Below are 23,986 nucleotides of genomic sequence, written 5' to 3' on the forward strand. Positions count from 1 at the left end.
AATACAATTTTCAAAAAGCGTTAAATTTTTCATAATAAAAAACGATTAGTTTTATTAAACTAATCGGTAAGATCTACAAAGAATTGTTTTGTTACATTCTATTATTATATGTGCTCTAAAAATTTCCGAACCTCATTTGGAGATTTTAAAACAATAACCTTTTTCTCTTCGGGCAATTGCTCTAACCCTTTTAAAATTGTAGGTCGTTTAGCATTAGGATATTCCCATATCCATTTAAAAAATTGCAAATCAAATCTTTCTTCACATCCCGCGCCCATATCTGGTCTTGTTTTATTTCGGTATTTTACAATTCTTTTAAAAGCCCTATAAACACAAATTGTTCTATGAATATCAAGGAAGATAATTGTATCAGCTGCATTCAGTCTTATACCCATCGTCCCGCCATAATTCCCATCAATAATCCATTTCTCATCTTTAATTAAGTTATTTTGAACTGTTATTTGTTCTTCTCTCGGAACACCTTCCCAATTCGGTTTCCAAAATAATGCATCAAGATGATGCACCTTAATATTTAATTTATTCCCTAACTGCCTTGCTAATGTAGATTTTCCTGAACCACCAGAACCAATTAATATTATTTTTTTCATAAAGGGCTCCTTTTTAAAATCGATTATTTCCTCCGTAACATAAACTCACAAAGTATTCCCACTCCAACACCAATTGTATAAGCCACTACATCACTCCACAAAAAACCGTATCCCAACACGAGTCCCCCCAAAGTCGTTGCACGAATGCTATCTATCCATTCCGCATGATACAATTGGCTCGCTTCAATCCCGTAGCAAAACATTAAACTAATAAAAGCCAACTTCTTCGTCTCTGTTTTAGGAAACAAAAATCCAAAGCCAGTGAAAATCATTAATGCCCATAATGCATCACCTAAATAATCATTTAATAGATGTGGTAGTGCAAAAGCAAACTTTCTTGAGCTAAGACCTAAAATAATAACAACTATAGTAAATAGTGCATATACTACTCTATTTCGTTTCGTATTCATTTTAAAGTCTCCTAATATGTAATGTAAAACTGTAAATAGCTAGTAAAACAAAGTTATTTTACTAGCTATTTATTGATTGCTTTTATGATAAGAAAATGTGGATTCATATTTAAATAATGATATGATTTTTCGCTTACTTCTTTCATTTTTTCAATTGCCTTCGGTTCCACTATCTCTTCTAATACAAAATAATTTGTAGTTTCATTTAGTATGTCTTGTAATGATCTTCTAAAAAACTTGACTTCAATAGTAATATTCGGTTTAACCCAAGTATCTATTAATAACTGTTTTTCAAAATAATTTTCACATGGAAACTTTGTGAAATCCATAAAAGGATGATGAATAGAATAAATAAGTTCTCCACCCGGCTTCAATACGCGACGAAATTCTTGAAATACTTGATTCCAATTTTCTAAGTAATGAAGAGTTAACGAACTTACAATCACATCATACGTATTATTTTCAAATGGCAATGGTTCTTGCAGATCATGACAAAGGAACGTCGCTTCTTCTCCTATATTTTCTTTTGCTGCTTTTACCATTTCAGGACTTACGTCAATTGCTGTAACATTTGCTCCTCTTCCTATGAATTGAGAAGTATACCATCCAGCTGCACATCCAGCATCTAGTATCTTTTTTCCTTCTAGTTCCTTTGAAATAAGCTCCATCATCGCCGGTCTTTCATAATAACTGTTATATGGATTTGCGAAATCTAGATTTTCTTTATATGTACTCGCTAATTTATCATACGTATCTTTAATCGAATCTTTCATTACACACACTCCTAATACATATTAATTCATTAACTCCTGCTGCTTTTTCTTTGAAAATGATTGTAGTACTAAATCATACGACCAATCAATCATTTTATTTATTTGCTCCTGTTCTATACCCTTATGAATATAAATAGTATTCCAATGTTTTTTATTCATATGATAGCCTGGAATAATTGTTTCTGGATAATCTTCTCTTATTCTTAATGCGACTTCTGGGTCACACTTCAATGTAATCGCAGCTTTTTCACCTTCTTCATGATTTACTATCGCAAATATTTTATTATTAAGCCTCATACATGTTGCACTCCAGCCATCTGGAGAATCTTCTTTCGCTTTTCTTTTCGATAAACAGTACGCTCTTGTTGCATTCATTTTAATTGGCACCTCTTATTCTTTCCCTGTTTGATTACGATGCATCACAATTTGCTTCGTTGTTTGAAATTGTTGCTCACCATAAAACTTTATTAGCTTCTCTCCGCAAAATAGACTAACAATATCAATATGAGATATTTCTCGAAGTAATATTGTTAGCATCTTCTCTCCAATACCATTATTTCTTACACTCTCATGTACGACAACATCTTCAATGTATGCTCGAAAAATACCATCAGAAACGACTCTAGCAAATCCAACTAATTCATTTTCTTCCCATACTCCAATGGCTATGCTATTCTTTAACATTTTTTCAATATCGACTTCTTTTCTTTCTGGCCACCAACTGACAGAATCATAAAGTTTTTTTATTTTTTCTGCACAGATTGGTTGTTCTTGTTGCAATTTATACGTGTACATATTCTTTCTCCCATCAAACAGTATACATAATATTATTATAATCTCTTTTCAAAAAAGTGCTGACTATGACCTTTCGGGTGATCTTCAACAATACCATACTCCCTGTAACCGTGCTTTTTATAAAATTCTGGTGCTTGAAAACTAAATGAATCTAGCAATATTAATCTACACCCTTTTTCCTTCGCAATACCCTCAATTTCATGTAAAAGTTGGCTGCCATAACCGTCATGACGAACTGATTCATCAACCCATAAAAAGTCGATATGAAGGTGATAAAAATACATCGTACCTGTTACGCCACCAAAAATTTTTCCTTCTTCATTTTTTACTACGAGGCGTACTTCTTCCATCGTCTGTCTTGCCTCATCTGTTAAGATGGACATATTATATTGAATAACTTTATTTTTAATATATTCTCCTTCAGTGCGTGTACCGTTCTTTATATGTTTCATTTATATTGCTTCCTTTCAGCTTAGTAATCTACATTTTATTTTTTCTCTTTAAAATACTAATACATACGAATCCACCATATGTAACAAAGCATGAAAAGCCAATTATCCCTGGTACAGAGACATATCCTACCCTTATGTAACTTATAACCGCAAAACAAACAATAGACAATAAAATAGATGGCCAAAATATAAGAACTGTTTTTCTTCTTCCTCGTTTCGATGTACTTTCTTTCTCTCCAGAAACACGTGTGCCAAAAAGCAATACAATACAAATAAGGATCGCTGTAAAGTAAATTGTATCTAATGACAAATCGTGATCATATAGTGCGATTCCAACTTCAAGAGCAATAATCGTTAAAATTAAAATAATGATTGTTGAAGTCTTTAAGTTTCTTTTCAACCGTTCACTCCTAGCATGTTTTCACTATATTCTTTGTATATGTACTTTAAAACTACTGCAAAAGCTTCATCTACCTCTTTATTTTCACGGCGATTCGGTAAATCTTTTCCCCTCATCACATAAAGAAGCGGAAATTCGTTAAACATTCCTATTATACCAATAAATTCAATATCGAATATAAAAAAACTTTTCGGCAGCTCATATCAGCTATTTAAATAAGAAAAAGGTAGCATGAATTTTTTCTTGCTACCGAAAAATATTTATTCTTCTATAGGATTTTCAGGACCGTTAAGTTCCAGCTGATAAAAAGCTAAATCTAGCCATTTATTAAACTTATAACCAGCTTTTTTTATTGTCCCTGCATGAACAAATCCATAGTTTTGATGCAAGGCAATACTTTTTTCATTCTCTGCATCAATTCCAGCAATTAAGGTCATATACTCTCTTTCCTTCGCAATTTTGATTAATTCTTTCATTAATGAAGACCCAATGCCATTTTTTCTATATGCCTTATCTACATACACAGAATGTTCAACTGAATATTTATAAGCAGGCCACGCTCTAAATGGGCCGAATGTCGCAAACCCTACTACTTTATTATCTAATTCATATACGAAAATGGGATACCCTTCAGCCTTTTTTTGTTCATACCAATCTATTCTATTTTCAAGGGTTACAGGTTTATACGCATATACAGCTGTTGTATAAAGTATCGCATCGTTATAAATATCTAAAATGTATGCTAAATCTCTTTTCGTTGCTTCCCTTATCATTATTTTCTTCCTTTCATCATGTTCATCTTATTTCACTATCTTTTTAATAGTTTTATTTTATCGAAATTTCCGATTTTTATCTACATACGAATACTAGCTTTTCGGAAACCATCAAATATATTTATTGCAGCAGATAACATATAAAAGAAAATTCCTCCCCCAATGAGCCACGTTTTAAACTCCTCTGGGGAAATAGTAAATGCATTTGCCAAATACGTAATAAATCCTGCGTTAAATAAATGTGGATTTACTACAATTACAATGAATACTATCGTCCCAGCTACTTGAAGAATAGCATTCCCAATCGCCAATCTTTGAGTCCATTGTCCCTGCACCAATTTATAAAGGGATATACATATTTCAAAAACAATCATAATTACAACGATTGGCCAGTACTGCAATAAAACATCTTGATTAAAAGTTGGCGAAACAAACTTCAGTCCATTTGCCGTACCGTTATATACGCCAACAAGATGATTCGCATAAAAGTAAAGTGTAGCCCAAACTGCTGTCCACATTAAACCTGCAAAAACTTCAAACTTCGAGATTGCTTTTTTCTTTGGGATATACGAGATGTTTTTCAAATCATCTGGTGTCCATTTTTTTAAACTTGTCGTCAACGGCTCGATACCTTTGTCTTTATCTGTTCTTTCTAAAATAACAAACACAAGTGTCAACCAGAAAAATACATGGAGGCCCACTTCAAAAATTTCCCCAATGCCTTTACCTATCAATTGTAAAATAACATTTAATACCGCTTGATCACCACTATAGCCTATAAAATTTTCTGCAACCATTGATATGAGTGCAATGACAGCTGCGATTGGTATAATCATTTTTAACAACGTTGTATATACATCAAAATAACGTGGTCCAATTAAATGCATCGGTCTATCCAAATAACCATTAGCCAATGAAACCGGACTCCCCAATTTTTCGAGAACGCTCTTTACATCTTCCTCATTATAATCTTCAGGTAACATATCATCTATAGTTGACCTTAGTTCAAGTGTAATATCTTCACGATTTTTTTCAGGTAATCTCTTCGCAACCTCTTGGATATAGAGATCAATTAAATTCATTCCCTTCCTCCTCCTTTAATAAGTTATAAAGTTCTTTCGAATCTTTTATCCATTCTTTTTTCAACTGCAAAAATATTTCTAATCCATAATCACTTAAAACATAATACTTACGAGGTCTACTCTCCGTTTTATCCCAACTACTCGTCACTAATTCCTGCTTTTCTAATCGGCGAAGTAGTGGATATAAAGTACTTTGATCAATTGTAACCCCTGATTGCTCCAATAACTGGACAAGTGAATATCCGTACTGTGGCGTTCTTAATTGGCTTAAAACAGCTAACGTTAATGTCCCTCTTCTTAACTCAGTAATTAACGAGTTTAATAAAGTATCCATTCACTCACCTCATTTCCATTACTATATGTCATACAGTATGTGTTTTATACTATGTATCGTACAGTATTAGTGTGACAAAAACTGTGCTTTTTTTACCAAAAACAGATAATGAAAAGCGCAAATTATATGATTTGTGCTTTTTTAGCTAAGTTATATATATCTATAACACTCTAAAAGGTAGCAACCTTAACTACTAATTTTGAAATTCCAGTAATGCTATATTAAGTTACAAGTATCGTACACATATGATGTGACCATAACATATCACTATAGGAAGCTAATAAAACGGAAAATTACCATGGTTGAATGATTCCTGTTTTATTCTTTAGGCACTGTTGATTTCACACTGTTTTCAGCACCTAATCAACGTTATTTCCTTCATAAACTTCATCTTGTTCAAAATCTCTATTTTTATTTGGTTTATTAAAGTAAAATAAAAAAACAATTAAATTAGGTTAATTGTTTTTCAAATGCAAAATCTTTATTTTTTTAAATAACCTATGATATTCGAAAAGACAAACTCTCCAAATGCAAGTGGTATATAAATAAACCATAACTTTAATATTGCCTTTGTTTCTTTGTGATCAGAACCCCCCATTAAAACCAGCCCAATCCTTTTTCTTCTAATATTTTCATTTTAATTCCAATAACAAGGAAATTATACCATTTATTAATGTTATAGTCTATGTTTTCTAAAAATTAGATAAATAAAATTTTTGTATTCCCTCAATATTCAGATAAACGTAACAATTTTTTTACGTTTCATCTTCAAAGTCTATAATGAGTCCTGTTAGAACTGCTTCATTACCAATCGATTGGATCCCGTGACCAATAAAATCCATCTTAAATTCTTCCCACTCTAACTGCTCTTTTGTGATTCATCGTCACATTATGATGAATCACTCATACATTATCTAGAAGTAAAAACCCTAATTCACTTTTCTCTTAAAGAGCACTATTCAAATGTGCTCTTTTTAAGTCTGTTCGAATAAAATTAAAAATCCTACTGATAAACAAAAAATCTCGTTTATCAATAGGATTCATTAGCTATATATAGAAATTATAGCGAACTCCATCGCCTATTACTAAAGTCGAACTGATTTAAGTAATATAAATTCCCCTTTTTCTTTAGAAAATGGAACAACCTCTACAATCGCCTCAACATTAATTACTCCGTAAACATGCGGATATTCTTGACCGTTTGAAGCAAGTTCATATTTTACTTCTGCTTTTAATAGGGCTGGATCAATTGTAAGTAATAAAACATCTTCTTCATGCTTGAAATATTTTTCTGCAACTCTTAAAGCTTGATCTACTAATGAACAATGAATAAATCCCTCTTCTATAAGGGAATCTTCATTAATTTTTCCAATTATTTTTGCGATTTCCCAATTACTTTTCGTAATTACTTTTGTAATCATAGTAACTCTCCCTTTTTAATTTATGTAATGATATAATAACACTAAATTTTCAACACGTTCTTAATAGATTGGGGACTTATAATGGATAAACCTCTCACTACATTACAAACTATTATTATACATATGAATACAAATGAGCATTGGCATGATTTTATTTGTTACTGTCAGCATCGCGAAGCGGGACTTCGAAAATTAGCTTATAAACATTTAGAGACATTTATTTCCAATGCAAAAACATGGGAATCAAAAGATCAAGAAGAGTTTGCCATTTCGCTGTTTACTATTTTAGATGCATTAAACGAAAAAGATGAGGGCTTAACTTTCTCACTAAATAGTTTTCTAATTGACATTCTATATAGATGGACAGAAAACAACCCGATTGATTCAAGACCTTTTAGATGGATAGGAATTTATATGGACTCTAGCAATAAAGAAGACGATTTAGAAAAATCCCTTCGAAAAGCGATTGAATTAGGTGGTGATACCGAACAAAAAGCCATGATATACCTAGTTTCTAATTACATCAATACTTTAGAATTTGGTACACATGAATTCCCTTCAGGTTATTGCGGAGATTTAAGCGAATGTATAGAAAAACTTCCCTATATGCTTCAATTAACTAATAGAATTCAGAATAAGAACATAAAGGAGCAAAACATTGGTCAAATACAAGAACAACTACACCTTATTCTAGATTGGTTAAAACATACACAAACTCCAGTAGATGCTGTTCGTACATGGGAAAAAGAACAAACTAAGGAATTAGAAAAAAGCATCGTATATCATTTAAACAACAGCTCAAGTCATTAATTCGTCTACCATTTTAATATAAAAAAGAGGATCTTCATACTGTACTAGAAAATCCTCTTTTTATATTTATCCCACATTAGCTTGCAGTAAAACTCCCCACTGATTATAGTTTCACTTTATTTTAATCCTTTAATTAAAGGTGACGCTTCCCCACTATGGAAAATCCATAAGTCATGAAGTGATCTCGTACATCCAACATATAGTAACTTTGCATCATGTTTTGTATTTTTGTAATGTTCCTCATCCACATCAATTAAAAGCACCGCATCAAATTCTAAACCTTTCGCTAAATAGACAGGTACTACTGATATACCACCTTCATATTTACTTTGGTTTGCTTCAATTACGTTTACCGTTAATCCTGCATTTGTTAATTTCACATATATATCACGGCATTCATCTTCTGTTCTTCCGATTACCGCAATTGTTTTCACATCTTCATTTTGCAAATGTTTTACCGTCTTCACAATTTCAGTAAATTGATTTTCTGTATGAATTACTTTCACATCTTCTCCACTGCGGAAGACTGGTGTTGCGAGTCCTACTGGGATTTCTGCATTTTTAATTATTTCATTTGCAAATTCAATAATTTCTTTTGTAGAACGATAACTTCTTGTTAATTCATAATAACCGGTTTCTTGGAATACTTCCTTAAAAGCATTCCAATCTTCAATTCCTTGATAATCATAAATCGCTTGCGATAAATCACCTAATATAGTGAAAGAATTACCTAATGTAATTTCTTTTAATACATAAACTTGGAAAGGCGAAAAATCTTGCGCTTCATCAATAACAACGTGATGAAACTTCTGCCCTATTTCAATCCCTGTTATACGATGATGTATGTATATTAAAGCTGGTAAATCTTCTACATACATTTCTTTTTTACGACAACTCTTTTCTGTTTCTTGAACAAGTTCTTCAGGTAATACCTCAAGTATTTCTTTACTTTTTACTATTGAACTATACAGTGTTAGAGCACTCATTTTCGGCCAAAACTTCATATATGCGTTCAGTCTCTTAGTCGCTTCTTTTTTTAGTAATTTTTTCTCGTTTGTTTCCCCGAATTTTTTAAGTTCAATTTCAATCCAGCGCTTCATTCGTCCTACTAATCGTTCTCTTCTTTTCTTTAAAGGATAATGTTTATATTCAACTTGCATCCATTTTTTAATATCTTCTACTGGAATAATCGCTCTATCCCACGCCTCAAAATCTTTTGTCGGAACTAACTCATTTTCAAATTGGATCATTCTCTCTTCAATATACGTCTTAAATTCCAACGTACCCTTTAATTTACCTAGCATTACCTTCTTTTCATCACGATTAATTGAAAATGCTTCTTTCAATTTTTCTTCTGTCTGCTTTAGTATAACTGAATCATCTAACGTACGTAATGCCCAATCCGAAAACGTTGTTTGACTAATATTCCCTACACCTAATTCAGGAAGTACACTCGAAATATAGTCTAAAAACAGACTATTCGGCGCAAATACGATCATTCTCTCAGCTTCTAGCTGCTCACGATATTCATAAATCAAAAAAGCAAGGCGATGTAAAGCGATTGTTGTCTTTCCGCTCCCTGCAACCCCTTGAATAAGTAATGGTAAATTTCTTTCCGCTCGAATAATATCATTTTGTTCCGATTGAATCGTTGAAACAATATCCTTTAGCTTATTATCTTTATTCTCACCTAATCGATATAGAAGAAAATCATCGGCATGCGATACATCTTCATTTCCTTTTACATATGTATCAACAACACGTTCAAGTTCTCTTTTTCGAATAGAAATGTTTCGTTTTAAATACACATCACCTTCTACTAACCCATCTGGTGATTGATAAAATGCTAATTCTTCTCCACCGGTAAATGAATAAAACATACTTGCGACAGGTGCTCGCCAATCAATAATGATTGGTTTCATCGTGTCCATATCCGAAACCCCTACTTTTCCAATATAAATCGGCATAACTGCTTCTTTACCATCTTCCTGAAAATCTAACCTTCCAAAGTACGGCTCTTGCACACCAATACGTAAATTTTGTCTATTAGACTCTCTCATACTTTCAAGAATTTGCTCTTTAAAATCTTCTCCATAATAAACTGGGATTTTTTCAAGCTTATCCAATTGCTCATCCATCGTATGTAAAGTATCCTTCATTTTTTGTAACTCATCTTCAAATATGTTGCTCATTTCGACGATTCCCTCCTGTCCGTTCTAATTTTTCAGTCGAAGTATTATTGTATTAAAAATCCAATCATAAAGTCAATAGTTTCCATTTGAATTTTTCGAAAAAACTTACTTTTCATCTTTCTAATTTAAAAAGAATATGCAACATCTAAATCACACAAATACACATATAGTATAGTGATGCATGCAAAAGATACTACTTTCTATTTGTCTCCTATTTAATTTATTTATTAAAAAACATTGTAAAAATTAAAGACTTTAATCAATGGGCGTTTTACTGCCCATAAATAGTAGGATAAACAAAAGTAAAGGAGGCTCTTCAAATGAATGTCGCGAAAAAGAAATCACTAAAGTTATATTTACTTATTTTTGTATTAACTGTTTTGGCCAGTGGATGGATTGGGGTATTTCTAGATTCTCTTCTAACAAATCAACCTGAAGGAAATACTTTAGGTATGGGGTTATGGCTAATATTACCTTTCCTCGTAAGCATTTTACTTAGAGTTATTAGCCGAGATTGGAATGATTTTGGCATCAAGCCAAATTTGAAAGGAAACTTTATATGGTATTTCACTGCACTACTTATTTATCCATTCGTTACAGTAATAACGATAAGCATATCGCTCATTTTTGGAGTAGCTCATATTGCTAGTTTTGATATATCCACGTTATTGTCACTCATAGTCATGTCTACTATTGGTAACTTTATTAAAAATATTTTTGAAGAGTTTTCTTGGCGTGGTTATTTAACTCCAAAGTTGATTGAACTAAATCTAAATGATTGGTACATTTATATTATTTCTGGTTTAATTTGGGCACTTTGGCATGCTGCATATTATATAGTCTTTTTGCCAAATGAATATTTTGAATCTATCTCAAGATTAAATATGCTTTTATCTGGCTGTATCCTTATGGTTTGTTGGTCAATTATGTATGTTGAAATATATAGACTTACAAAATCCGTCTGGCCATGCGTTATCATGCATGCGATCGAGGATGCTGTTCCTACTGTTTTAGTTACCATAACAGGGATTATTACCCTTACAAACAGTAGTGATTTTTGGTTAAATCCTATTAGCGGGGTCGCTGCTACTGTTTTATTTCTCGGAATTGGAATCGTACTAAGAACTATAAGAATAAAAAGAGAACGACAATTATTCACACAATAAAAAGCAGATAATGAATTCGTCATTATCTGCTTTCCAATTTTTAAAACTACCTTATTATATTTTTTGATACATAAGCCAGTCACCAGATTCTATCACTTTCTTTAACATCTTTTTATTCTGAGCGATATACACATATGCCTCAATTTCTCTATCAGCAACATATACTGTTTGCGTGATTCGATCATATAAATCAGTCTCCGCATTACCTGTATATTCTTCTAGTTCATCTAACTTACACAATATCTCATCATTTACTACATAAACTTCTCCATACACCTGTTCTTCAATCGAATAAGTCATGGCCGGATATCCTTCATTCGTATCAAATAATTTTCCATATGTCCAAGCTCTGTCTGCGATGCATGTTGCACCTTGCATATAATGAGCATTCGTTTGTCCTCTTCTTAACGTGCCATAAACGAAAACATGATACATAAATTCTTATCCCCTTTATATGTCTCTACTTTCTTATTTGTAAATAAGCACGAATCATAAAGTAACTCACTTCATTCGGAAGCTGTTCTTTAATAGATTTCAGACCACCCTCTGCATTTTGAACGGCAGTTTCAATAAGAGATTCATACTCTGCTGGAACAAAACTTTGCCACTCTACTTCCATTCCATCCTCGTAGCAGCGAATTAAATGGTTTTCGATTGTTTGTCTTGATAAGTTGCGTTCTTTTGCAATCTCATTCAAATCAATACCTTGTTTATACATTTCATACGTTTCTAAATGAGAATTTGCGGACGCTTTTCCTGACTTTTTACGCTCTGAAACTACTTCTGTCTTAATCGTTTCAGCATAATTTGGATTTTCTTCAATAAAATGCTGAACTGCTTGTAAGAAGTGCGAGCCATATTTCACAAGTTTGTGTTCTCCGATACCTTTTACCGTCAACAATTCGGAATCACTTTGCGGCATTTTCACGCACATATCTTTCAATGTTTGGTCAGAGAAAATAACGAACGGAGGTACACCTTCTCCTTGTGCAATTTCTTTACGTACTTCACGAAGCACTTCAAATAAAGGATGGTCTTGAACAATTTGTCTTGTCTCTACTCGTTCTTTTCGTAAAACATTCTCTTTACCAAGTAATACTTCTTTCCCTTTTTCAGTTACTTTTAACGTCGGATAAGTGCCATGTTCAACTGCAATTAACTCGTCTGAAATTAAAAACTCAATAAACTCACTGACCTCTTTTACACTACGGTTCGATAAAAGCCCATACGTTGGTAAAGTATGAAAATTAAATTCAATAACTTTCTTATTCTTCGCCCCCGTTAATACTTGCGCTATCATTTGCTTTCCAAAGCGTTGGTTCGTTCTAATCATGCATGATAAAACCATTTGTGATTCCCTTGTCACATCGATGCTCTCGCGATTGTCTGTACAATTACCACAGCGTCCACAATCTTCTTTCGGTTCTTCTCCAAAGTATTGCAAAATGAATGATTGTAAACATTGTTCTGTATGACAGTAATCGGTCATATTTTGCAATTTTTCAAGTTCATTTGAAAAACGTGATTCTCCAGTTGATTGATCAATTAAAAAACGCTGTACTTGTACATCTTGAGAAGAATATAACAATATACATGTACTATCTAATCCGTCACGACCAGCACGTCCTGCTTCTTGATAGTAACTTTCCATATTTTTTGGAAGCTGATAATGAATTACGTAACGAATATTCGATTTATCAATACCCATCCCGAATGCAGATGTTGCTACCATTACACTTACTTCATCTCGTAAAAAGAGTTCTTGTTGCTCATTTCGATCACTATCACTCATACCAGCATGATATTTTGATACAGAAACACCTGCCTTCATCAAATCTTCATATAACTGATCGACTACTTTTCTAGTAGCTGCATATATAATCCCGGATTCCTTTTGATTTTGACGAATATAATCCGCCAAATATGCATTTCGATCTTGCCCTTTAATGACAGAAAACGATAAGTTCTCACGCTCAAACGTTGTCATAATTGTATTTTCTTGATTAATTTCAAGTGTGTTACAAATATCATCACGTACTTGCGGTGTTGCTGTTGCTGTTAATGCTAATACGAGCGGCTTTTCTGGAAGATAATCTAATATGCGATGTATATGTAAATAACTTGGACGGAAATCATGTCCCCACTGTGAAATACAGTGTGCTTCATCAATCGCAATCATAGGGATTTTCATATCGATAAGTTGATCAACAAACTCCATCGAATCAAGACGCTCAGGCGCCACATAAAGTAACTTGTAATGTCCTTGTTTCGCTAATTGAATTCGCTGATTTGCTTCTGCAATAGATATAGAACTATTAATATATGTAGCTGAAATGCCATTCTGTACCAATGTATCTACTTGATCCTTCATAAGTGATATTAGAGGCGATATAACCAACGTCGTTCCTTCAAATACTAATGCCGGAATTTGATAACAAATCGACTTACCACCACCCGTTGGCATAATACAAACCGTATCTTTCCCATCTAGTACATTTTTAATTGTTTCATCTTGTCCTCTTCGAAACGAAGAATAACCAAAGTAGGACGCTAAAAGTTCTTGTGCTTTAGTAAACAAAAAAGAGTCACCTGCTTTTCTTTATCTTTCATCTACTCCTATTATATCATCTCTTATGCATCATGAAAGTGATGAATACATGACTAACAGCCTGCTTTTTCATTATTTTATGCTTCTTTACGTTTTTGAGAATGATTAGCAATTATAACGAATTTCAAAATAAATACACATTTTATTAATTCTCCTTGAATACTACTAATCTTATACATATGAATTCAGGGGGTTACTATATGAAGCACCGTAATATTAGTTCCATCAAACAGAAAACGGTATCGAACCAACTCCAATTCTCAAATAATGAAGCGTGGAAATATGAATCATACTATAAGTACCAGCCATTACTCTCTTATAAAAAGCTTTTACATTTTCTTTCTCAACTTTTTAGACGTTAATATATGCGCAAAAAATATATCATTCACAGAAGTTTTCTCAATATTAAACGTATAGACTTACTACAATTCAGTTGTTACCATATATAATAATCTGTTGGATAAATCCCTTAAGTTGACCTGCTTATATTAGCAGGTCTTTTTCATGATTACATACTTCTGTGCACTTCAATCCCACTTCCAAGCCTTTTCTCCATTTTATAACTATATTTAAATCCCAACAATTAATGATAATCATAAATTGTTGGGATTTAAATTGTTCACATATAATTATGCAATTCTTCTTTCTCAATACACAAAACACATTTTACTTGTTACTATAAAAGTACTCCAGATGAGTTTTTGCTCATCGACATTATCTAGTTAATGGGGCCTGCCGCGGGAAGCAGGTCCCTTTGACTTTATGACGGTACCAATTTCATTTGGACACATTTACCAGGTTTTTTCAAAAGAATTTTATGATAACATTACGTAGTCGAGTCCGACATCTCGGCAATACCCTTTTGAGGGTCTGTAACTTCCCTTGCAGACCCTCTTTTACTTTATATTCATTTTATTCATATATACCACAACATCATTCGTTGAATTTCTCCATTTCAAATTCCCTAAAAATAATCTAGGACACGTAACTAAAAATAAATATTTATCATACTTTGAGTTATACATGTTCAAAGGAGTGTTACTATTTATGTATTCTTATTGGCAATCGTATTACTCCCCCTACCATAACCCTTATGTAAACTATGATTTATCCGTACGTAACTACCGAATTAGTAAAAATGAGAATTTTTTAAAAGGGTATATGCGTTCTTTATGGGAACAACACGTCGCTTGGACGAGATTGGCTATTATAAGTATAGTATTTAATTTACCAGATGTTAATGTTACTGTTGGACGACTTCTACAAAACGCAACACATATGGGACTATCACTTGAACCATTTTACGGTGAGGATGCAGTGAAAAAATATAGTGCATTAATTAAAGATCACTTAGTAATTGCAGCGGATCTTGTTAAAGCCGCAAAAGCTGGTAATCAAAATGCAGCGGCCGCTATAGAGAAAAAATGGTACGCTAATGGTGACGCAATTATTGAATTTCTTAACAGTATCAACCCATATATAGATAAAGAAGAATTTAGAAAAATGTTTTATGAACATTTAGCACTAACGAAAGCAGAAGCACTTGCCTTCCTAAATAAAGATTATGAAGCAGGAGTAAAACTTTACGATAAAATTGAAAAAAAAGCATTAGAAATGGCTGACATGATAACAAACGCAATCGTAAAACAATTCCCGCAAGTCTTTCAATAAAGTGAAACTTTAATCAGTGAGGGGTTTGTTCATCCCCCACTGATTATCAGCTCTCACCAATCGGCTTATTTAGTTTTCTCTCCATGATATTTCACCTCTCCTCTTTACATTTAGCTTATATCGATATATTTTATTAATATCCGTTTTTTATAGGAGGAAATAGTTTGATTAACGCGATTGGTCTCGTTTTTATACTTACAAATAAACACGAGAAAAAAAAGAAAGTTTACTTAAATGAAAAATTTGCACTAATAGATATTATTGATTCTAAAGAAGTATTTGATGATGAAGGGAATCCTTTAGTAGAACTAACATGTAAATACAGTATATATTTAGATGAAAAATATTACTGTAAATCTCTCGATGATTATACCGGACAAGTCTTTCCTTTCTTAAGTGCAAAAATAGGAAAAGGTCTTCTAAGAAACTTAAACTACTACTTTTCTTACGTTGATGCCTATGATAAGAAACCACCAGTTAAAGAAATAAGACCACTTATGAAACAAGTAACTAACAGATAGCCAAAAATACAAAAAAAAGAAAGCATCTAACCCTGGATGTTTTCTTTTTTATTAAAAACTCATTAACTTTCATCCTCTTCTAAAAGTATGTATCCAAGCATATTTTAAATTAAAAACATTGGAGGATTAGAGTGAATGAAATACTCAGAAACAATTATAAGCAAACGACTTCGAATACTTAAAATGACGGGTATGTTTTTCATGCTAGTGTTAATAGCATGGATTGGCTATACAAAATTACTTTATGAAAACGGCTTTCTTCAAGAAAAAAAGAATTCAGTAGAAGTAATGAATACTAGCATTACAGGAGAAATAGAGCAGCTTTTTCATATAAACTTGCAAGGTTATCGAAAAACAAGCCTTGATGCTGTTATAGAAGCAAGCAAAACCGATCCAAGCGAACTATCCCTAATTGAATTGGTCAACAAATCCTGCTCGCGAGATTGCATAGGCGAACCAGTAACATATGTAAACTCAAACAATGGATATATCTTTTATAAGGAATCTAATGGAACTAATGTAGCTATAACGGTTAAAAAGAAAGACACATGGGTAATTGTAAAGAAATCTGTTCAAGATGGATTATAATTCCCCCCCAAAAAAAGAGTACGTATCGTACTCTTTTTTATTATTAATCCCCTTCCTCTTCATCCCTACAATGGCATTTCGGTTTTGTTTTACAATGACATTTTTCACACTCACATTTCGGTTTCTCTTTGCAACAACATTCGTGAAAATCTCTGCGTTTACATCTACATCTCCCAAACATTAAATCATCCCAAAATTTATTACAATTTCGGGAATGCCCACAATGACAAGTATTCCTCATGAATATACTTCCTCCTAAATAGAATTCATCATATTCTATGTTTGAAAGTATACAAAGGCTTGTATATTAGTCTATTTTCTCCATATCATAAGTAGAGTTAGAAGATTATATAATAATTAGTCTTATCTCACATACTCATAGTACCACTTACGTGAATCTAACCAAGCTGTAAATTTATCGATATTTCCAGCCGGGTAACCATTCGTTATAGCATAACCAATGCCATCTTTCTGAACGACAATTTGTCCATCAATACCCGCATCAACCATCGCTTGAGCCAAAGCTTGTAAATTACTAAATGCTACACCGCCAGTTTTTACTTTGAGCAAATCCACTGCACCTCCTCCAGTTTGTCCTGTAAGAGCAAATACAATAGAATTAGCGATTTTATCAACATTCCATTTTGCCATGTCGGATTCATTGTCAATAAATCCTAATTCTATAAGAATAGCAGGTGCTTTCGTCCCATTTAATACCGCTAAATCTGTACGCTGTTTCGCACCTCGATCACGCCATCCAATATCTTTTGCTAGTTGAGCTGAGATTTTAGCCGCCAAGTCTTTCTGATCATAATACAGAACCTCAACACCCTGTCCATTTCCATTGCTCGCATTAAGATGAAAAGAAATAACTAAATCCACAGCATGGGAATTGCTTTTACGAATAATATTATTTAAATTTTGTGATTGAGTTGTCCCTACCTCGTCCGTATCGTCATAAACCGTGTGTCCCAAGGCTCTTAACTTAGCCGCCACAGCATCTTTAACTTGCCTATCCAGAACGTGTTCTCTCCGATTCCCAAAATTAGCACCTTGAACAATACTATTGTGTCCTCCGTGCAAACTATATCTGGCCATTATTCATCAACATCTCCTTTCTTAATATCCTATTCAAAACTTGTCTCATTGCTATTCCCACTTACAATCTTAACTGCACCAATACGTCATACATTTTCTAAAAGTGAAGGCAATTCGTTTTCGATTAAAAAAGAGATGTCACTTCACAAATCGGATTCTTTATTCTCTAAATTGTATTAACTTGAATGGTAACACGAACAAAAAAGCATCACCTTTTTGGCGATGCTTAAAAACTCTATTTTACTTTTAAGTTTCCTAAATAAAGTTTAAGATCATGGTGACCGAAACTATACCTATATTTCCGCCTCCTCCTTCACTGCCTCTTTTAACCTCTGCAACATATACCCAATTCCTTTACACCCCTCTAGCGGATATGTAATCATTTCTTCTGGATATAACTTTGTCACTACTTTTTTATGCTTCTTCCCTGCTAGTAAGACGATTTCGTCAAACTGTAGTAAACTTTTATCTACCATCTGTTTTTGTAATTTCTCTATACTTATTACCTCATCGCTTTTTGAATCAAATGCAAGATCATAGTTTTTTAATACAATATCATTTGGCCTTAAAAATCCATGTTTCGCTGATAATATAACCCAGTTTTCGAAAAACATGGATGCGTACGCCTGACATGCTTTTCCGAACGGACTAATATATACATCTTTTGCTTCCATCGGTCCGTAGTTTGAATGCTTATCCCAAATTTTCTTTTTTCCACATGGAATTATACATAGCCTTTTCATATATATTTCTACTCCCTTTACTTCAATAAATAAAATCCATTATTTTGTACATTTTTCTCTCGAAATACTATATAATAATTCTGAAAGTTTTAATTACACATTTTACCATATAAGTGCTATGGATCACTCTCAATGCAAATATTATAATACCATAAAAATTTTTCTTTTTTTCTTCAAAATAATAAAAACAAATCGCAATATTATGATGTACGAATAAAAATTAAAAAGGAGGTTCGTAAAAATGAAAAATATTATCCCTGCACTATTAGTCTATTTTATCGTTTGCGTTATTTCCGTTATCATCCCAGCATCTGAAGGCTACAATTATGTCGGCTGGAAGTTATTTGTTGGGCAAGTGTATGCGATACCTATTTTCTTCATTACTGCGATAATCACATTTTATATAAACAAGAAAAAATCTTACGAATAAACAATTGTAAGGATAGCTAACGCTATCCTTATTTTAATTCGTTAATCAAATCTAAAATAGCCCTTGCAGTACTTTGTATCCTTTCTTCCGAAAAGTCAAACGCAACACCTGTATTTTTATATATTTCCTGTATAGATAAATTCCAATCTGAACTCGCTCCCTCTTTAAAGAAAGTAATCGCTTGTTCCGGATTCTCTCGATAAATTTGAAACAATTGAATCGCTCCTATTTGTGCAATTGCATATTCAATTTTATAAAAAGGAAACTGAACAAAGTGAAATGACTCGAACCAACTAGAACCAATTTCATTCTCTACTCCTGCAATATCAACTGATGAATATTGATACCTTTTACATAGTTCAATATATTTCTCATCTCGCTCTTCTGGTGAATGATTTGGATTTGTATAAAGCCAGTGCTGGAATACATCTCCTGAAACTGACGATATTAATAACGATAAAGTACGATATAATTGAACTCGCTGTACTTCTTTATAATCATCCTCTTGCGTATAAAAAATAGTAAGCTTATCCATTAATAATAACTCCAGGCTAAGGGAATAAAGTTCCGCCACCTCTTCACGAAGGTATCTTTCCTGCATACTACTTTCATTGTTAAATTGTTTATGAAAATGTAATGCATGCCCCAATTCATGTATTAATGCATGAATTGCATAAAATGACGGACTAAAATTAGAATAAATAAAAACGTCTTTACTATGAGGTAAGGTAAAGCAAGCAGCTCCTGATGCTTTATTTTTCCGTTCTTGTACGTCAATTAATCCCGCTTCCCTTATATGAGTAAATTCCTCATGAAAACATGAATCTGTCTTCCGAAACATTTCTTCAACCCCATCCAATAAATCAATGTAATTTTCAAATGAAGATTTTTGCAAATTACAAGGAGCAAGATCCCAAGGACGATACGTTTTTACATCAAGATTCTTTTTAAAAAGACTTCCTAACTGTTTCCAAATTGGTACAACACACTTTTCTATCGACTCATGAAACTTATAACAATCTTCAATACTGTAATCTCTATTTTTTTGTTTAAAGGCATACTCACTATAATTATTAAACCCTGCATTTAAAGCCATCTGATTCCGCAATTGTACGAGTTCCTTCATAATACAATCTATTTCTATTTTTACTATACTTCTTGCTTCGCATAAAGCGTACCAAGCTTTTTCACGAATAGCTCTATTTGGGTTATCTATCCTTGCTTTTACGTATGCATACGTCTTTTGCTCGCCTTCCCAATTAATAGATATGTTAGACATTATTTCTCTATATTTCGTAATAAGTTCTTGCTCTTTAACGGAAAGCGCTATGTTCTTTTCATTAAACATTTCACTCTTCACAAATCTTGCTTTTTTCATAAATCCATATTTCTGCTCATCTAATAAATCAGAAAACGGACAATCTCTAAATTTCTGGTCAAATTTTGCATTGTATCTTTTTAAAAGTGGCTGAATTTCATTTTGGTTATACATATGTATATCACGTATATTACTATCTTTTGTATCTCTATACATAGCGATTAAATTGATCGTTAACTCTTCTTCTATTTCTGCGTTTAAACGCAGCTCCTCCGAAAGCCAGCTCTCTAATTCTGAAACCGACGTAATATTTCGCTCTAAAAGTGACTGTAATTTACTCTCCAAATCATTCAACATACACAATCCTCCCGTTTTTAATTTTCTGTTTTTTAGAGATAAAAAAGGACAAGTAGCCAATCTGACTACTTGTCCTTGCTGTTTATGTGTACTCAATAAAATTAAGCTTGGAATGCTTCTGTTAATACTGGTACGATTTGTTTTTTACGAGATACAACACCTTTTAAAGTAGCTGTGTTGTTTTCTAGTGATACGTTGTATGCTTTCTCAACAACGTTTGCTGCTTTACCGATCGCAAGACCGACAGAATCGTTAGTTAAGATATCAGTTACAACGAATAAGAATAGGTCTAAACCTTTTTCTTCTACTACTGCAGAGATTACTTTTTCAAGTTCCGCTTGGTGTACAAGAACGTCGTTTGTATCAACAGCGTTTACTTGTGCGATTTCAACTTTCGCATTACCCATTTGGAATTCTTTAGCGTCAAGAGAGATTAATTGCTCCATTGTTTTTCCGCTTAAGTCAGCACCAGCTTTTAACATTTCTAAGCCGTAGCTATCAGCATCTACACCAGCGATTTCCGCTAATTCACGAGCAGCTGCTACGTCTTGTTCTGTGCAAGTTGGAGATTTGAATAGTAAAGAATCTGAAATAATTGCAGATAACATTAAACCTGCAACTTCTTTACGAATTGTAACGCCATTTTCTTTGTACATTTTGTTTAAGATTGTAGCTGTACATCCAACTGGCTCACAACGATAGTATATAGGATCGCTTGTTTCAAAGTTAGCAATACGGTGATGGTCAATAACTTCTAACACACGAACTGATTCGATATCGTTAGCACTTTGTTGACGCTCGTTATGGTCAACTAAAATAACGTTGTCCACTTCGCTTGCTACTGTCTCAACAAAACGCGGTCCTTCTACTTTAAAATAGTCTAACGCAAATTGAGTTTCACCGCTGATTTCGCCTAAACGTACAGGCTCAGCATTCATTCCTAATTCTTTTTTCAATTCTGCATAAGCAATTGCAGAACAAATTGCATCTGTATCTGGGTTTTTATGCCCGAAAACTAGTACTTTTTCCATGTTTTCCACCTCTTCATGAAAAGGATATCTTAAAGAAGCAAATATGACAATATTTAAAGCATATTTTTTTATAAATAATTGCACTTTCTTCTATATTTTTCATCATTTTCATAAAAAAATCATCTAAAATAAATTAGATGATCGAAATATATGTTTCAATTAAAATAGTGTAGGAGTTTGCACTACGTTGTTAAAAGCGAAATTTGAAGCTAAGCCATTATTCAAAAGGTTTACATCTATAACTTGATAAAACGCATTTCCAGTGTCTGCAATTTCCCAAACAGCTAAAATAAGATGGTATCCACTACGGTCAGTTGGTACATTTGCTTCGTGCGTTACTGTTGTCCCTGGTCTAGCTCCACCGTCATTTTTCACATAGAATGGCACTAAATCTAAATCTGATCGCGTTAAAGGTTTATTTGGATTCCAACCTTTTTTCGTAATATAATATTTCCACTCTTTTGTACTATGAGGAGCCGTAAGTTTCCACTTGAATGTATTCGTTCCGCCATTTAACGTAACTTTCTTCCACCTATCTACAGTTTGAACATCTAACGCAGGAAAATGACCAGCCCCTGCAATTTGTCCATCAGAAGGTCCTAGTTGCGGAAATCCACCTATCCCTTCTACACTTTGTGGTTCATATTGAATCGGTCCACAATTTACATTTACCCCTTGCTTACATAAATAAGATCGGCTCGCTGGTGATTCTACATATCCATGAGCTGAAGCCTTTTCTGAAAATCCAAATGTTAATAATCCCGTAAGTAATACGCCACCACTTAAAATAACTTTCTTCATCTTTTGTAAACTATTCTTTTTCATTCTTTCATCCCCTTCCAATAATAAAGCGAAAATAACTATAGTTGCCTAGTCATCTTCTCTACATTTATTATAAGACGAGAATCATTACTAAAAGAACCCTCTAAAAACTTTCTCAAATTCATTTAGTGCGTTAATTAGATTATAATTAACTATTTTAACACCGCCAGAAAAATATAGACTGTGTTAAAAATAGTCGTTTATTATTCACTTACTAATAATTAAGCACTCTCCCCGTTTGATTATACCTTAAATGTTTTTATAATAAATAACCGTAGCATCTAACTTTCCATTCGGAGAAATTGCATACCCTGGTATTGTTCCAACTTCTTGGTAGTCTAGTGATTTGTACAATTTATTGGAAGGATCTCCTTCTCTAGTATCTAATACTAAAAGAGACCTGTTTTCTTGCTTTGCTCGTTCCTCTGCTTTTTGCATAAGCGATCGTCCAATACCGTTACGTCTAAAGTTTGGATGAGTCATTAATTTACAAATCTCGGCTCTATGAATTCCGTTAGGCTTTGTAACTAATTGTAATTGAATACTCCCTGCTACTTCGTTGTTTATTTTAGCCACATACAATATCACTTCTGGCGCTAATACTGTTTGCCAATACTTTGTTGCGTCTTTTTGTTCCAGTGGAGGCAAAAAACCAATTGATGCCCCATCATTTACAACCATTTTCAAAAGTTTCGAAAGTTCTTCCATATCATTTTCTAGTTTCTTAATTTCTTCAATTACTAAATTTCGCATTACTTTTCCCCCTTTTGTTTCATTGTAACAATTTTTAAAGAAGGAATAATGAAATAATAAGATGAATTTATATTAAGATATGATTTTTTTTGAAAGGATAACGATATGAAATATATATTAGATAGAACGTACGCAAAAGAATTACTCAAATGGGCATATGAACAAAACCCGGGCCCTTGGTTTGAACATTCACTACATGTTGCTCATGCAACTGAAAACATAATTATAGAACTTATAAAAAAAGGGTACAAGCTAGATGCTGACATAGCATATAACGCTGCCCTTTTGCATGATATCGGAAGATACAAAGGTTTTACCAAATCGGTCATTCATTCCTATGATGGTTATATGTATATGAATGATTTAGGATATACAGGAAACGCCATTATTTGTGTGACACACTCATTTCCCTGTAAAAATGAACATATAGATATCGCAGCGGAATGGAGTCTCGTTCCTGACCATATGAAAAGCCGATTAGTTGCAATATTGAATGAACATAGTAACTACGACTTATATAATAAAGTAATTACTCTTTGTGACGCTCTTGCTGACGCAGATGGCTTTACTACGCTGGAAAGAAGATTAATTTCCGTTGGTTTGCGTCATGGTACAACATCTTATACATCTTTACATTGGAAAGGGTTTTATGCGATTAAGAAAGAATTAGAAGCTTTAATCGGTAAGAGTATATACACAATTCTTCCTGATGTAGGAAAATCTATTTATGAAGATATAGAATATTAAATTGAATACAAATTGAAAACGATAAAAATTGAACCCATCCTAGATAATGTTTATACTCAAATTTAATTTCACATAAAAAACGT

At 33.0% G+C, this 23,986-nt stretch carries 28 protein-coding genes, 1 pseudogene and 1 riboswitch; of the genes and pseudogenes, 7 read left to right on the forward strand and 22 right to left on the reverse strand.

Annotated features, from left to right (window positions below; translation table 11 throughout):
• Window positions 1-104: 104 nt before the first annotated feature.
• The 12 genes and pseudogenes from OXT04_RS03950 to OXT04_RS04005 all read right to left on the reverse strand — a co-directional run bounded on the left by OXT04_RS03950 (window position 105) and on the right by OXT04_RS04005 (window position 7,048).
• Entirely contained in the window at window positions 105-608 is a 504-nt protein-coding gene (locus OXT04_RS03950; protein WP_000720562.1) for a DNA topology modulation protein, read from the reverse strand.
• A gap of 23 nt (window positions 609-631) precedes the next feature.
• Window positions 632-1,018 carry a ribosomal maturation YjgA family protein gene (locus OXT04_RS03955; RefSeq protein ID WP_001093460.1) on the reverse strand — a complete coding sequence of 129 codons (387 nt, stop codon included), beginning with the start codon at window positions 1,016-1,018 and terminating at the stop codon, window positions 632-634.
• A 65-nt stretch (window positions 1,019-1,083) separates the two neighbouring features.
• On the reverse strand, window positions 1,084-1,791 hold the full coding sequence (locus tag OXT04_RS03960; protein WP_098014960.1) for a class I SAM-dependent methyltransferase: 708 nt from the start codon (window positions 1,789-1,791) through the stop codon (window positions 1,084-1,086).
• Window positions 1,792-1,812: 21 nt separating this feature from the next.
• Window positions 1,813-2,166: an MmcQ/YjbR family DNA-binding protein gene (locus OXT04_RS03965; RefSeq protein ID WP_000994614.1), complete on the reverse strand. Its 354-nt coding sequence runs from the start codon at window positions 2,164-2,166 to the stop codon at window positions 1,813-1,815.
• A gap of 15 nt (window positions 2,167-2,181) precedes the next feature.
• Window positions 2,182-2,586 carry a GNAT family N-acetyltransferase gene (locus OXT04_RS03970; protein ID WP_000288977.1) on the reverse strand — a complete coding sequence of 135 codons (405 nt, stop codon included), beginning with the start codon at window positions 2,584-2,586 and terminating at the stop codon, window positions 2,182-2,184.
• 35 nt (window positions 2,587-2,621) lie between these two features.
• Window positions 2,622-3,038: a GNAT family N-acetyltransferase gene (locus OXT04_RS03975; protein WP_000680536.1), complete on the reverse strand. Its 417-nt coding sequence runs from the start codon at window positions 3,036-3,038 to the stop codon at window positions 2,622-2,624.
• 28 nt (window positions 3,039-3,066) lie between these two features.
• Entirely contained in the window at window positions 3,067-3,438 is a 372-nt protein-coding gene (locus OXT04_RS03980; protein WP_000827991.1) for a hypothetical protein, read from the reverse strand.
• A pseudogene (locus OXT04_RS03985) lies at window positions 3,435-3,599 on the reverse strand (serine hydrolase); the annotation flags it as partial. The gene OXT04_RS03980 and the pseudogene OXT04_RS03985, both read right to left, overlap by 4 nt.
• Before the next feature lie 99 nt (window positions 3,600-3,698).
• Window positions 3,699-4,211 carry a GNAT family N-acetyltransferase gene (locus tag OXT04_RS03990; protein WP_000617523.1) on the reverse strand — a complete coding sequence of 171 codons (513 nt, stop codon included), beginning with the start codon at window positions 4,209-4,211 and terminating at the stop codon, window positions 3,699-3,701.
• An 80-nt stretch (window positions 4,212-4,291) separates the two neighbouring features.
• Window positions 4,292-5,293 carry an HAAS signaling domain-containing protein gene (locus tag OXT04_RS03995; RefSeq protein ID WP_001048872.1) on the reverse strand — a complete coding sequence of 334 codons (1,002 nt, stop codon included), beginning with the start codon at window positions 5,291-5,293 and terminating at the stop codon, window positions 4,292-4,294.
• On the reverse strand, window positions 5,280-5,627 hold the full coding sequence (locus OXT04_RS04000) for a PadR family transcriptional regulator (RefSeq protein ID WP_000380302.1): 348 nt from the start codon (window positions 5,625-5,627) through the stop codon (window positions 5,280-5,282). Before OXT04_RS04000 ends, OXT04_RS03995 begins: the two co-directional genes overlap by 14 nt.
• 1,027 nt (window positions 5,628-6,654) lie before the next feature.
• Window positions 6,655-6,716: riboswitch (Fluoride riboswitch) on the reverse strand.
• Entirely contained in the window at window positions 6,713-7,048 is a 336-nt protein-coding gene (locus OXT04_RS04005) for a DUF952 domain-containing protein (RefSeq protein ID WP_000629080.1), read from the reverse strand. Its footprint overlaps the riboswitch before it by 4 nt.
• Before the next feature lie 81 nt (window positions 7,049-7,129).
• Here OXT04_RS04005 and OXT04_RS04010 point away from each other — a divergent pair, with 81 nt between their 5' ends.
• Window positions 7,130-7,858: a hypothetical protein gene (locus OXT04_RS04010; RefSeq protein WP_000360509.1), complete on the forward strand. Its 729-nt coding sequence runs from the start codon at window positions 7,130-7,132 to the stop codon at window positions 7,856-7,858.
• Window positions 7,859-7,974: 116 nt separating this feature from the next.
• On the opposite strand, the gene OXT04_RS04015 is transcribed toward OXT04_RS04010, so the two are convergent.
• The gene (locus tag OXT04_RS04015; RefSeq protein WP_097923874.1) at window positions 7,975-10,050 is read right to left on the reverse strand and encodes a HelD family protein; all 2,076 of its coding nucleotides are present in this window, start codon (window positions 10,048-10,050) and stop codon (window positions 7,975-7,977) included.
• A gap of 320 nt (window positions 10,051-10,370) precedes the next feature.
• On the opposite strand from OXT04_RS04015, the gene OXT04_RS04020 reads away from it, so the two are divergent.
• A complete protein-coding gene (locus OXT04_RS04020) occupies window positions 10,371-11,216 on the forward strand; it encodes a CPBP family glutamic-type intramembrane protease (protein WP_001099770.1) in 846 nt (281 codons plus the stop codon).
• Between the two features lie 54 nt (window positions 11,217-11,270).
• On the opposite strand, the gene OXT04_RS04025 is transcribed toward OXT04_RS04020, so the two are convergent.
• Together OXT04_RS04025 and recQ are read right to left on the reverse strand one after the other, a co-directional pair.
• On the reverse strand, window positions 11,271-11,651 hold the full coding sequence (locus tag OXT04_RS04025; RefSeq protein ID WP_097923875.1) for a gamma-glutamylcyclotransferase family protein: 381 nt from the start codon (window positions 11,649-11,651) through the stop codon (window positions 11,271-11,273).
• Window positions 11,652-11,676: 25 nt separating this feature from the next.
• Window positions 11,677-13,794 (reverse strand): DNA helicase RecQ, encoded by a 2,118-nt coding sequence (gene recQ / locus OXT04_RS04030; RefSeq protein ID WP_267413236.1) that lies wholly within the window; start codon window positions 13,792-13,794, stop codon window positions 11,677-11,679.
• Window positions 13,795-14,871: 1,077 nt separating this feature from the next.
• Between recQ and OXT04_RS04035 the strand changes: the two genes are divergently transcribed.
• From OXT04_RS04035 to OXT04_RS04045, 3 genes are all read left to right on the forward strand, one after another.
• Complete coding sequence (locus OXT04_RS04035) at window positions 14,872-15,495, forward strand: acetylglutamate kinase (RefSeq protein ID WP_267413239.1); 624 nt, start codon at window positions 14,872-14,874, stop codon at window positions 15,493-15,495.
• A gap of 164 nt (window positions 15,496-15,659) precedes the next feature.
• Window positions 15,660-16,016: a hypothetical protein gene (locus OXT04_RS04040; protein ID WP_000606231.1), complete on the forward strand. Its 357-nt coding sequence runs from the start codon at window positions 15,660-15,662 to the stop codon at window positions 16,014-16,016.
• Between the two features lie 135 nt (window positions 16,017-16,151).
• Entirely contained in the window at window positions 16,152-16,604 is a 453-nt protein-coding gene (locus OXT04_RS04045; RefSeq protein WP_000877573.1) for a hypothetical protein, read from the forward strand.
• On the opposite strand, the gene OXT04_RS04050 is transcribed toward OXT04_RS04045, so the two are convergent.
• The 3 genes from OXT04_RS04050 to OXT04_RS04060 form a co-directional block, all read right to left on the reverse strand.
• Complete coding sequence (locus tag OXT04_RS04050) at window positions 16,599-16,781, reverse strand: hypothetical protein (protein WP_000502997.1); 183 nt, start codon at window positions 16,779-16,781, stop codon at window positions 16,599-16,601. The genes OXT04_RS04045 and OXT04_RS04050 overlap by 6 nt on opposite strands.
• A gap of 186 nt (window positions 16,782-16,967) precedes the next feature.
• Window positions 16,968-17,702, reverse strand: coding sequence for an N-acetylmuramoyl-L-alanine amidase (locus OXT04_RS04055; RefSeq protein WP_000135300.1), 735 nt, complete (start codon window positions 17,700-17,702; stop codon window positions 16,968-16,970).
• Between the two features lie 293 nt (window positions 17,703-17,995).
• Window positions 17,996-18,445 carry a DUF6884 domain-containing protein gene (locus OXT04_RS04060; RefSeq protein ID WP_000824876.1) on the reverse strand — a complete coding sequence of 150 codons (450 nt, stop codon included), beginning with the start codon at window positions 18,443-18,445 and terminating at the stop codon, window positions 17,996-17,998.
• Between the two features lie 241 nt (window positions 18,446-18,686).
• On the opposite strand from OXT04_RS04060, the gene OXT04_RS04065 reads away from it, so the two are divergent.
• A complete protein-coding gene (locus OXT04_RS04065; RefSeq protein WP_000789485.1) occupies window positions 18,687-18,875 on the forward strand; it encodes a DUF4017 family protein in 189 nt (62 codons plus the stop codon).
• A 28-nt stretch (window positions 18,876-18,903) separates the two neighbouring features.
• On the opposite strand, the gene OXT04_RS04070 is transcribed toward OXT04_RS04065, so the two are convergent.
• The 4 genes from OXT04_RS04070 to OXT04_RS04085 all read right to left on the reverse strand — a co-directional run bounded on the left by OXT04_RS04070 (window position 18,904) and on the right by OXT04_RS04085 (window position 23,156).
• Window positions 18,904-20,550, reverse strand: coding sequence for a M3 family oligoendopeptidase (locus OXT04_RS04070; RefSeq protein ID WP_086387399.1), 1,647 nt, complete (start codon window positions 20,548-20,550; stop codon window positions 18,904-18,906).
• Window positions 20,551-20,651: 101 nt separating this feature from the next.
• The gene (gene ppaC / locus OXT04_RS04075; RefSeq protein WP_000416871.1) at window positions 20,652-21,581 is read right to left on the reverse strand and encodes a manganese-dependent inorganic pyrophosphatase; all 930 of its coding nucleotides are present in this window, start codon (window positions 21,579-21,581) and stop codon (window positions 20,652-20,654) included.
• A 159-nt stretch (window positions 21,582-21,740) separates the two neighbouring features.
• Complete coding sequence (locus OXT04_RS04080; protein WP_000742277.1) at window positions 21,741-22,406, reverse strand: lytic polysaccharide monooxygenase; 666 nt, start codon at window positions 22,404-22,406, stop codon at window positions 21,741-21,743.
• Between the two features lie 246 nt (window positions 22,407-22,652).
• Window positions 22,653-23,156, reverse strand: a complete 504-nt coding sequence (locus OXT04_RS04085; RefSeq protein WP_001245255.1) for a GNAT family N-acetyltransferase — start codon at window positions 23,154-23,156, stop codon at window positions 22,653-22,655.
• A 105-nt stretch (window positions 23,157-23,261) separates the two neighbouring features.
• Between OXT04_RS04085 and OXT04_RS04090 the strand changes: the two genes are divergently transcribed.
• Window positions 23,262-23,903: an HD domain-containing protein gene (locus OXT04_RS04090; RefSeq protein WP_097821847.1), complete on the forward strand. Its 642-nt coding sequence runs from the start codon at window positions 23,262-23,264 to the stop codon at window positions 23,901-23,903.
• Window positions 23,904-23,986: the final 83 nt, after the last annotated feature.

The sequence above is a fragment of the Bacillus sp. GC_Bacil_1 genome, from assembly GCF_026540675.1.
In the GTDB taxonomy this organism is placed as follows: domain Bacteria; phylum Bacillota; class Bacilli; order Bacillales; family Bacillaceae_G; genus Bacillus_A; species Bacillus_A cereus.

Bases quoted from the DNA above. Each gene is read 5' to 3' on its own strand.
- OXT04_RS04070 (WP_086387399.1), bottom strand. From the start codon at position 20,550: ATGTTGAATGATTTGGAGAGTAAATTACAGTCACTTTTAGAGCGAAAT.
- OXT04_RS04085 (WP_001245255.1), bottom strand. From the start codon at position 23,156: ATGCGAAATTTAGTAATTGAAGAAATTAAGAAACTAGAAAATGATATG.
- OXT04_RS04065 (WP_000789485.1), top strand. From the start codon at position 18,687: ATGAAAAATATTATCCCTGCACTATTAGTCTATTTTATCGTTTGCGTT.
- OXT04_RS03970 (WP_000288977.1), bottom strand. From the start codon at position 2,586: ATGTACACGTATAAATTGCAACAAGAACAACCAATCTGTGCAGAAAAA.
- OXT04_RS04055 (WP_000135300.1), bottom strand. From the start codon at position 17,702: ATGGCCAGATATAGTTTGCACGGAGGACACAATAGTATTGTTCAAGGT.
- OXT04_RS03965 (WP_000994614.1), bottom strand. From the start codon at position 2,166: ATGAATGCAACAAGAGCGTACTGTTTATCGAAAAGAAAAGCGAAAGAA.
- OXT04_RS04035 (WP_267413239.1), top strand. From the start codon at position 14,872: ATGTATTCTTATTGGCAATCGTATTACTCCCCCTACCATAACCCTTAT.
- OXT04_RS04015 (WP_097923874.1), bottom strand. From the start codon at position 10,050: ATGAGCAACATATTTGAAGATGAGTTACAAAAAATGAAGGATACTTTA.
- OXT04_RS03995 (WP_001048872.1), bottom strand. From the start codon at position 5,293: ATGAATTTAATTGATCTCTATATCCAAGAGGTTGCGAAGAGATTACCT.
- OXT04_RS03960 (WP_098014960.1), bottom strand. From the start codon at position 1,791: ATGAAAGATTCGATTAAAGATACGTATGATAAATTAGCGAGTACATAT.
- OXT04_RS03955 (WP_001093460.1), bottom strand. From the start codon at position 1,018: ATGAATACGAAACGAAATAGAGTAGTATATGCACTATTTACTATAGTT.
- OXT04_RS04080 (WP_000742277.1), bottom strand. From the start codon at position 22,406: ATGAAAAAGAATAGTTTACAAAAGATGAAGAAAGTTATTTTAAGTGGT.
- OXT04_RS03950 (WP_000720562.1), bottom strand. From the start codon at position 608: ATGAAAAAAATAATATTAATTGGTTCTGGTGGTTCAGGAAAATCTACA.
- ppaC (WP_000416871.1), bottom strand. From the start codon at position 21,581: ATGGAAAAAGTACTAGTTTTCGGGCATAAAAACCCAGATACAGATGCA.
- OXT04_RS04045 (WP_000877573.1), top strand. From the start codon at position 16,152: ATGAAATACTCAGAAACAATTATAAGCAAACGACTTCGAATACTTAAA.
- OXT04_RS04010 (WP_000360509.1), top strand. From the start codon at position 7,130: ATGGATAAACCTCTCACTACATTACAAACTATTATTATACATATGAAT.
- OXT04_RS04005 (WP_000629080.1), bottom strand. From the start codon at position 7,048: ATGATTACAAAAGTAATTACGAAAAGTAATTGGGAAATCGCAAAAATA.
- OXT04_RS03990 (WP_000617523.1), bottom strand. From the start codon at position 4,211: ATGATAAGGGAAGCAACGAAAAGAGATTTAGCATACATTTTAGATATT.
- OXT04_RS04025 (WP_097923875.1), bottom strand. From the start codon at position 11,651: ATGTATCATGTTTTCGTTTATGGCACGTTAAGAAGAGGACAAACGAAT.
- OXT04_RS04020 (WP_001099770.1), top strand. From the start codon at position 10,371: ATGAATGTCGCGAAAAAGAAATCACTAAAGTTATATTTACTTATTTTT.
- OXT04_RS03975 (WP_000680536.1), bottom strand. From the start codon at position 3,038: ATGAAACATATAAAGAACGGTACACGCACTGAAGGAGAATATATTAAA.
- OXT04_RS04000 (WP_000380302.1), bottom strand. From the start codon at position 5,627: ATGGATACTTTATTAAACTCGTTAATTACTGAGTTAAGAAGAGGGACA.
- OXT04_RS04060 (WP_000824876.1), bottom strand. From the start codon at position 18,445: ATGAAAAGGCTATGTATAATTCCATGTGGAAAAAAGAAAATTTGGGAT.
- OXT04_RS04090 (WP_097821847.1), top strand. From the start codon at position 23,262: ATGAAATATATATTAGATAGAACGTACGCAAAAGAATTACTCAAATGG.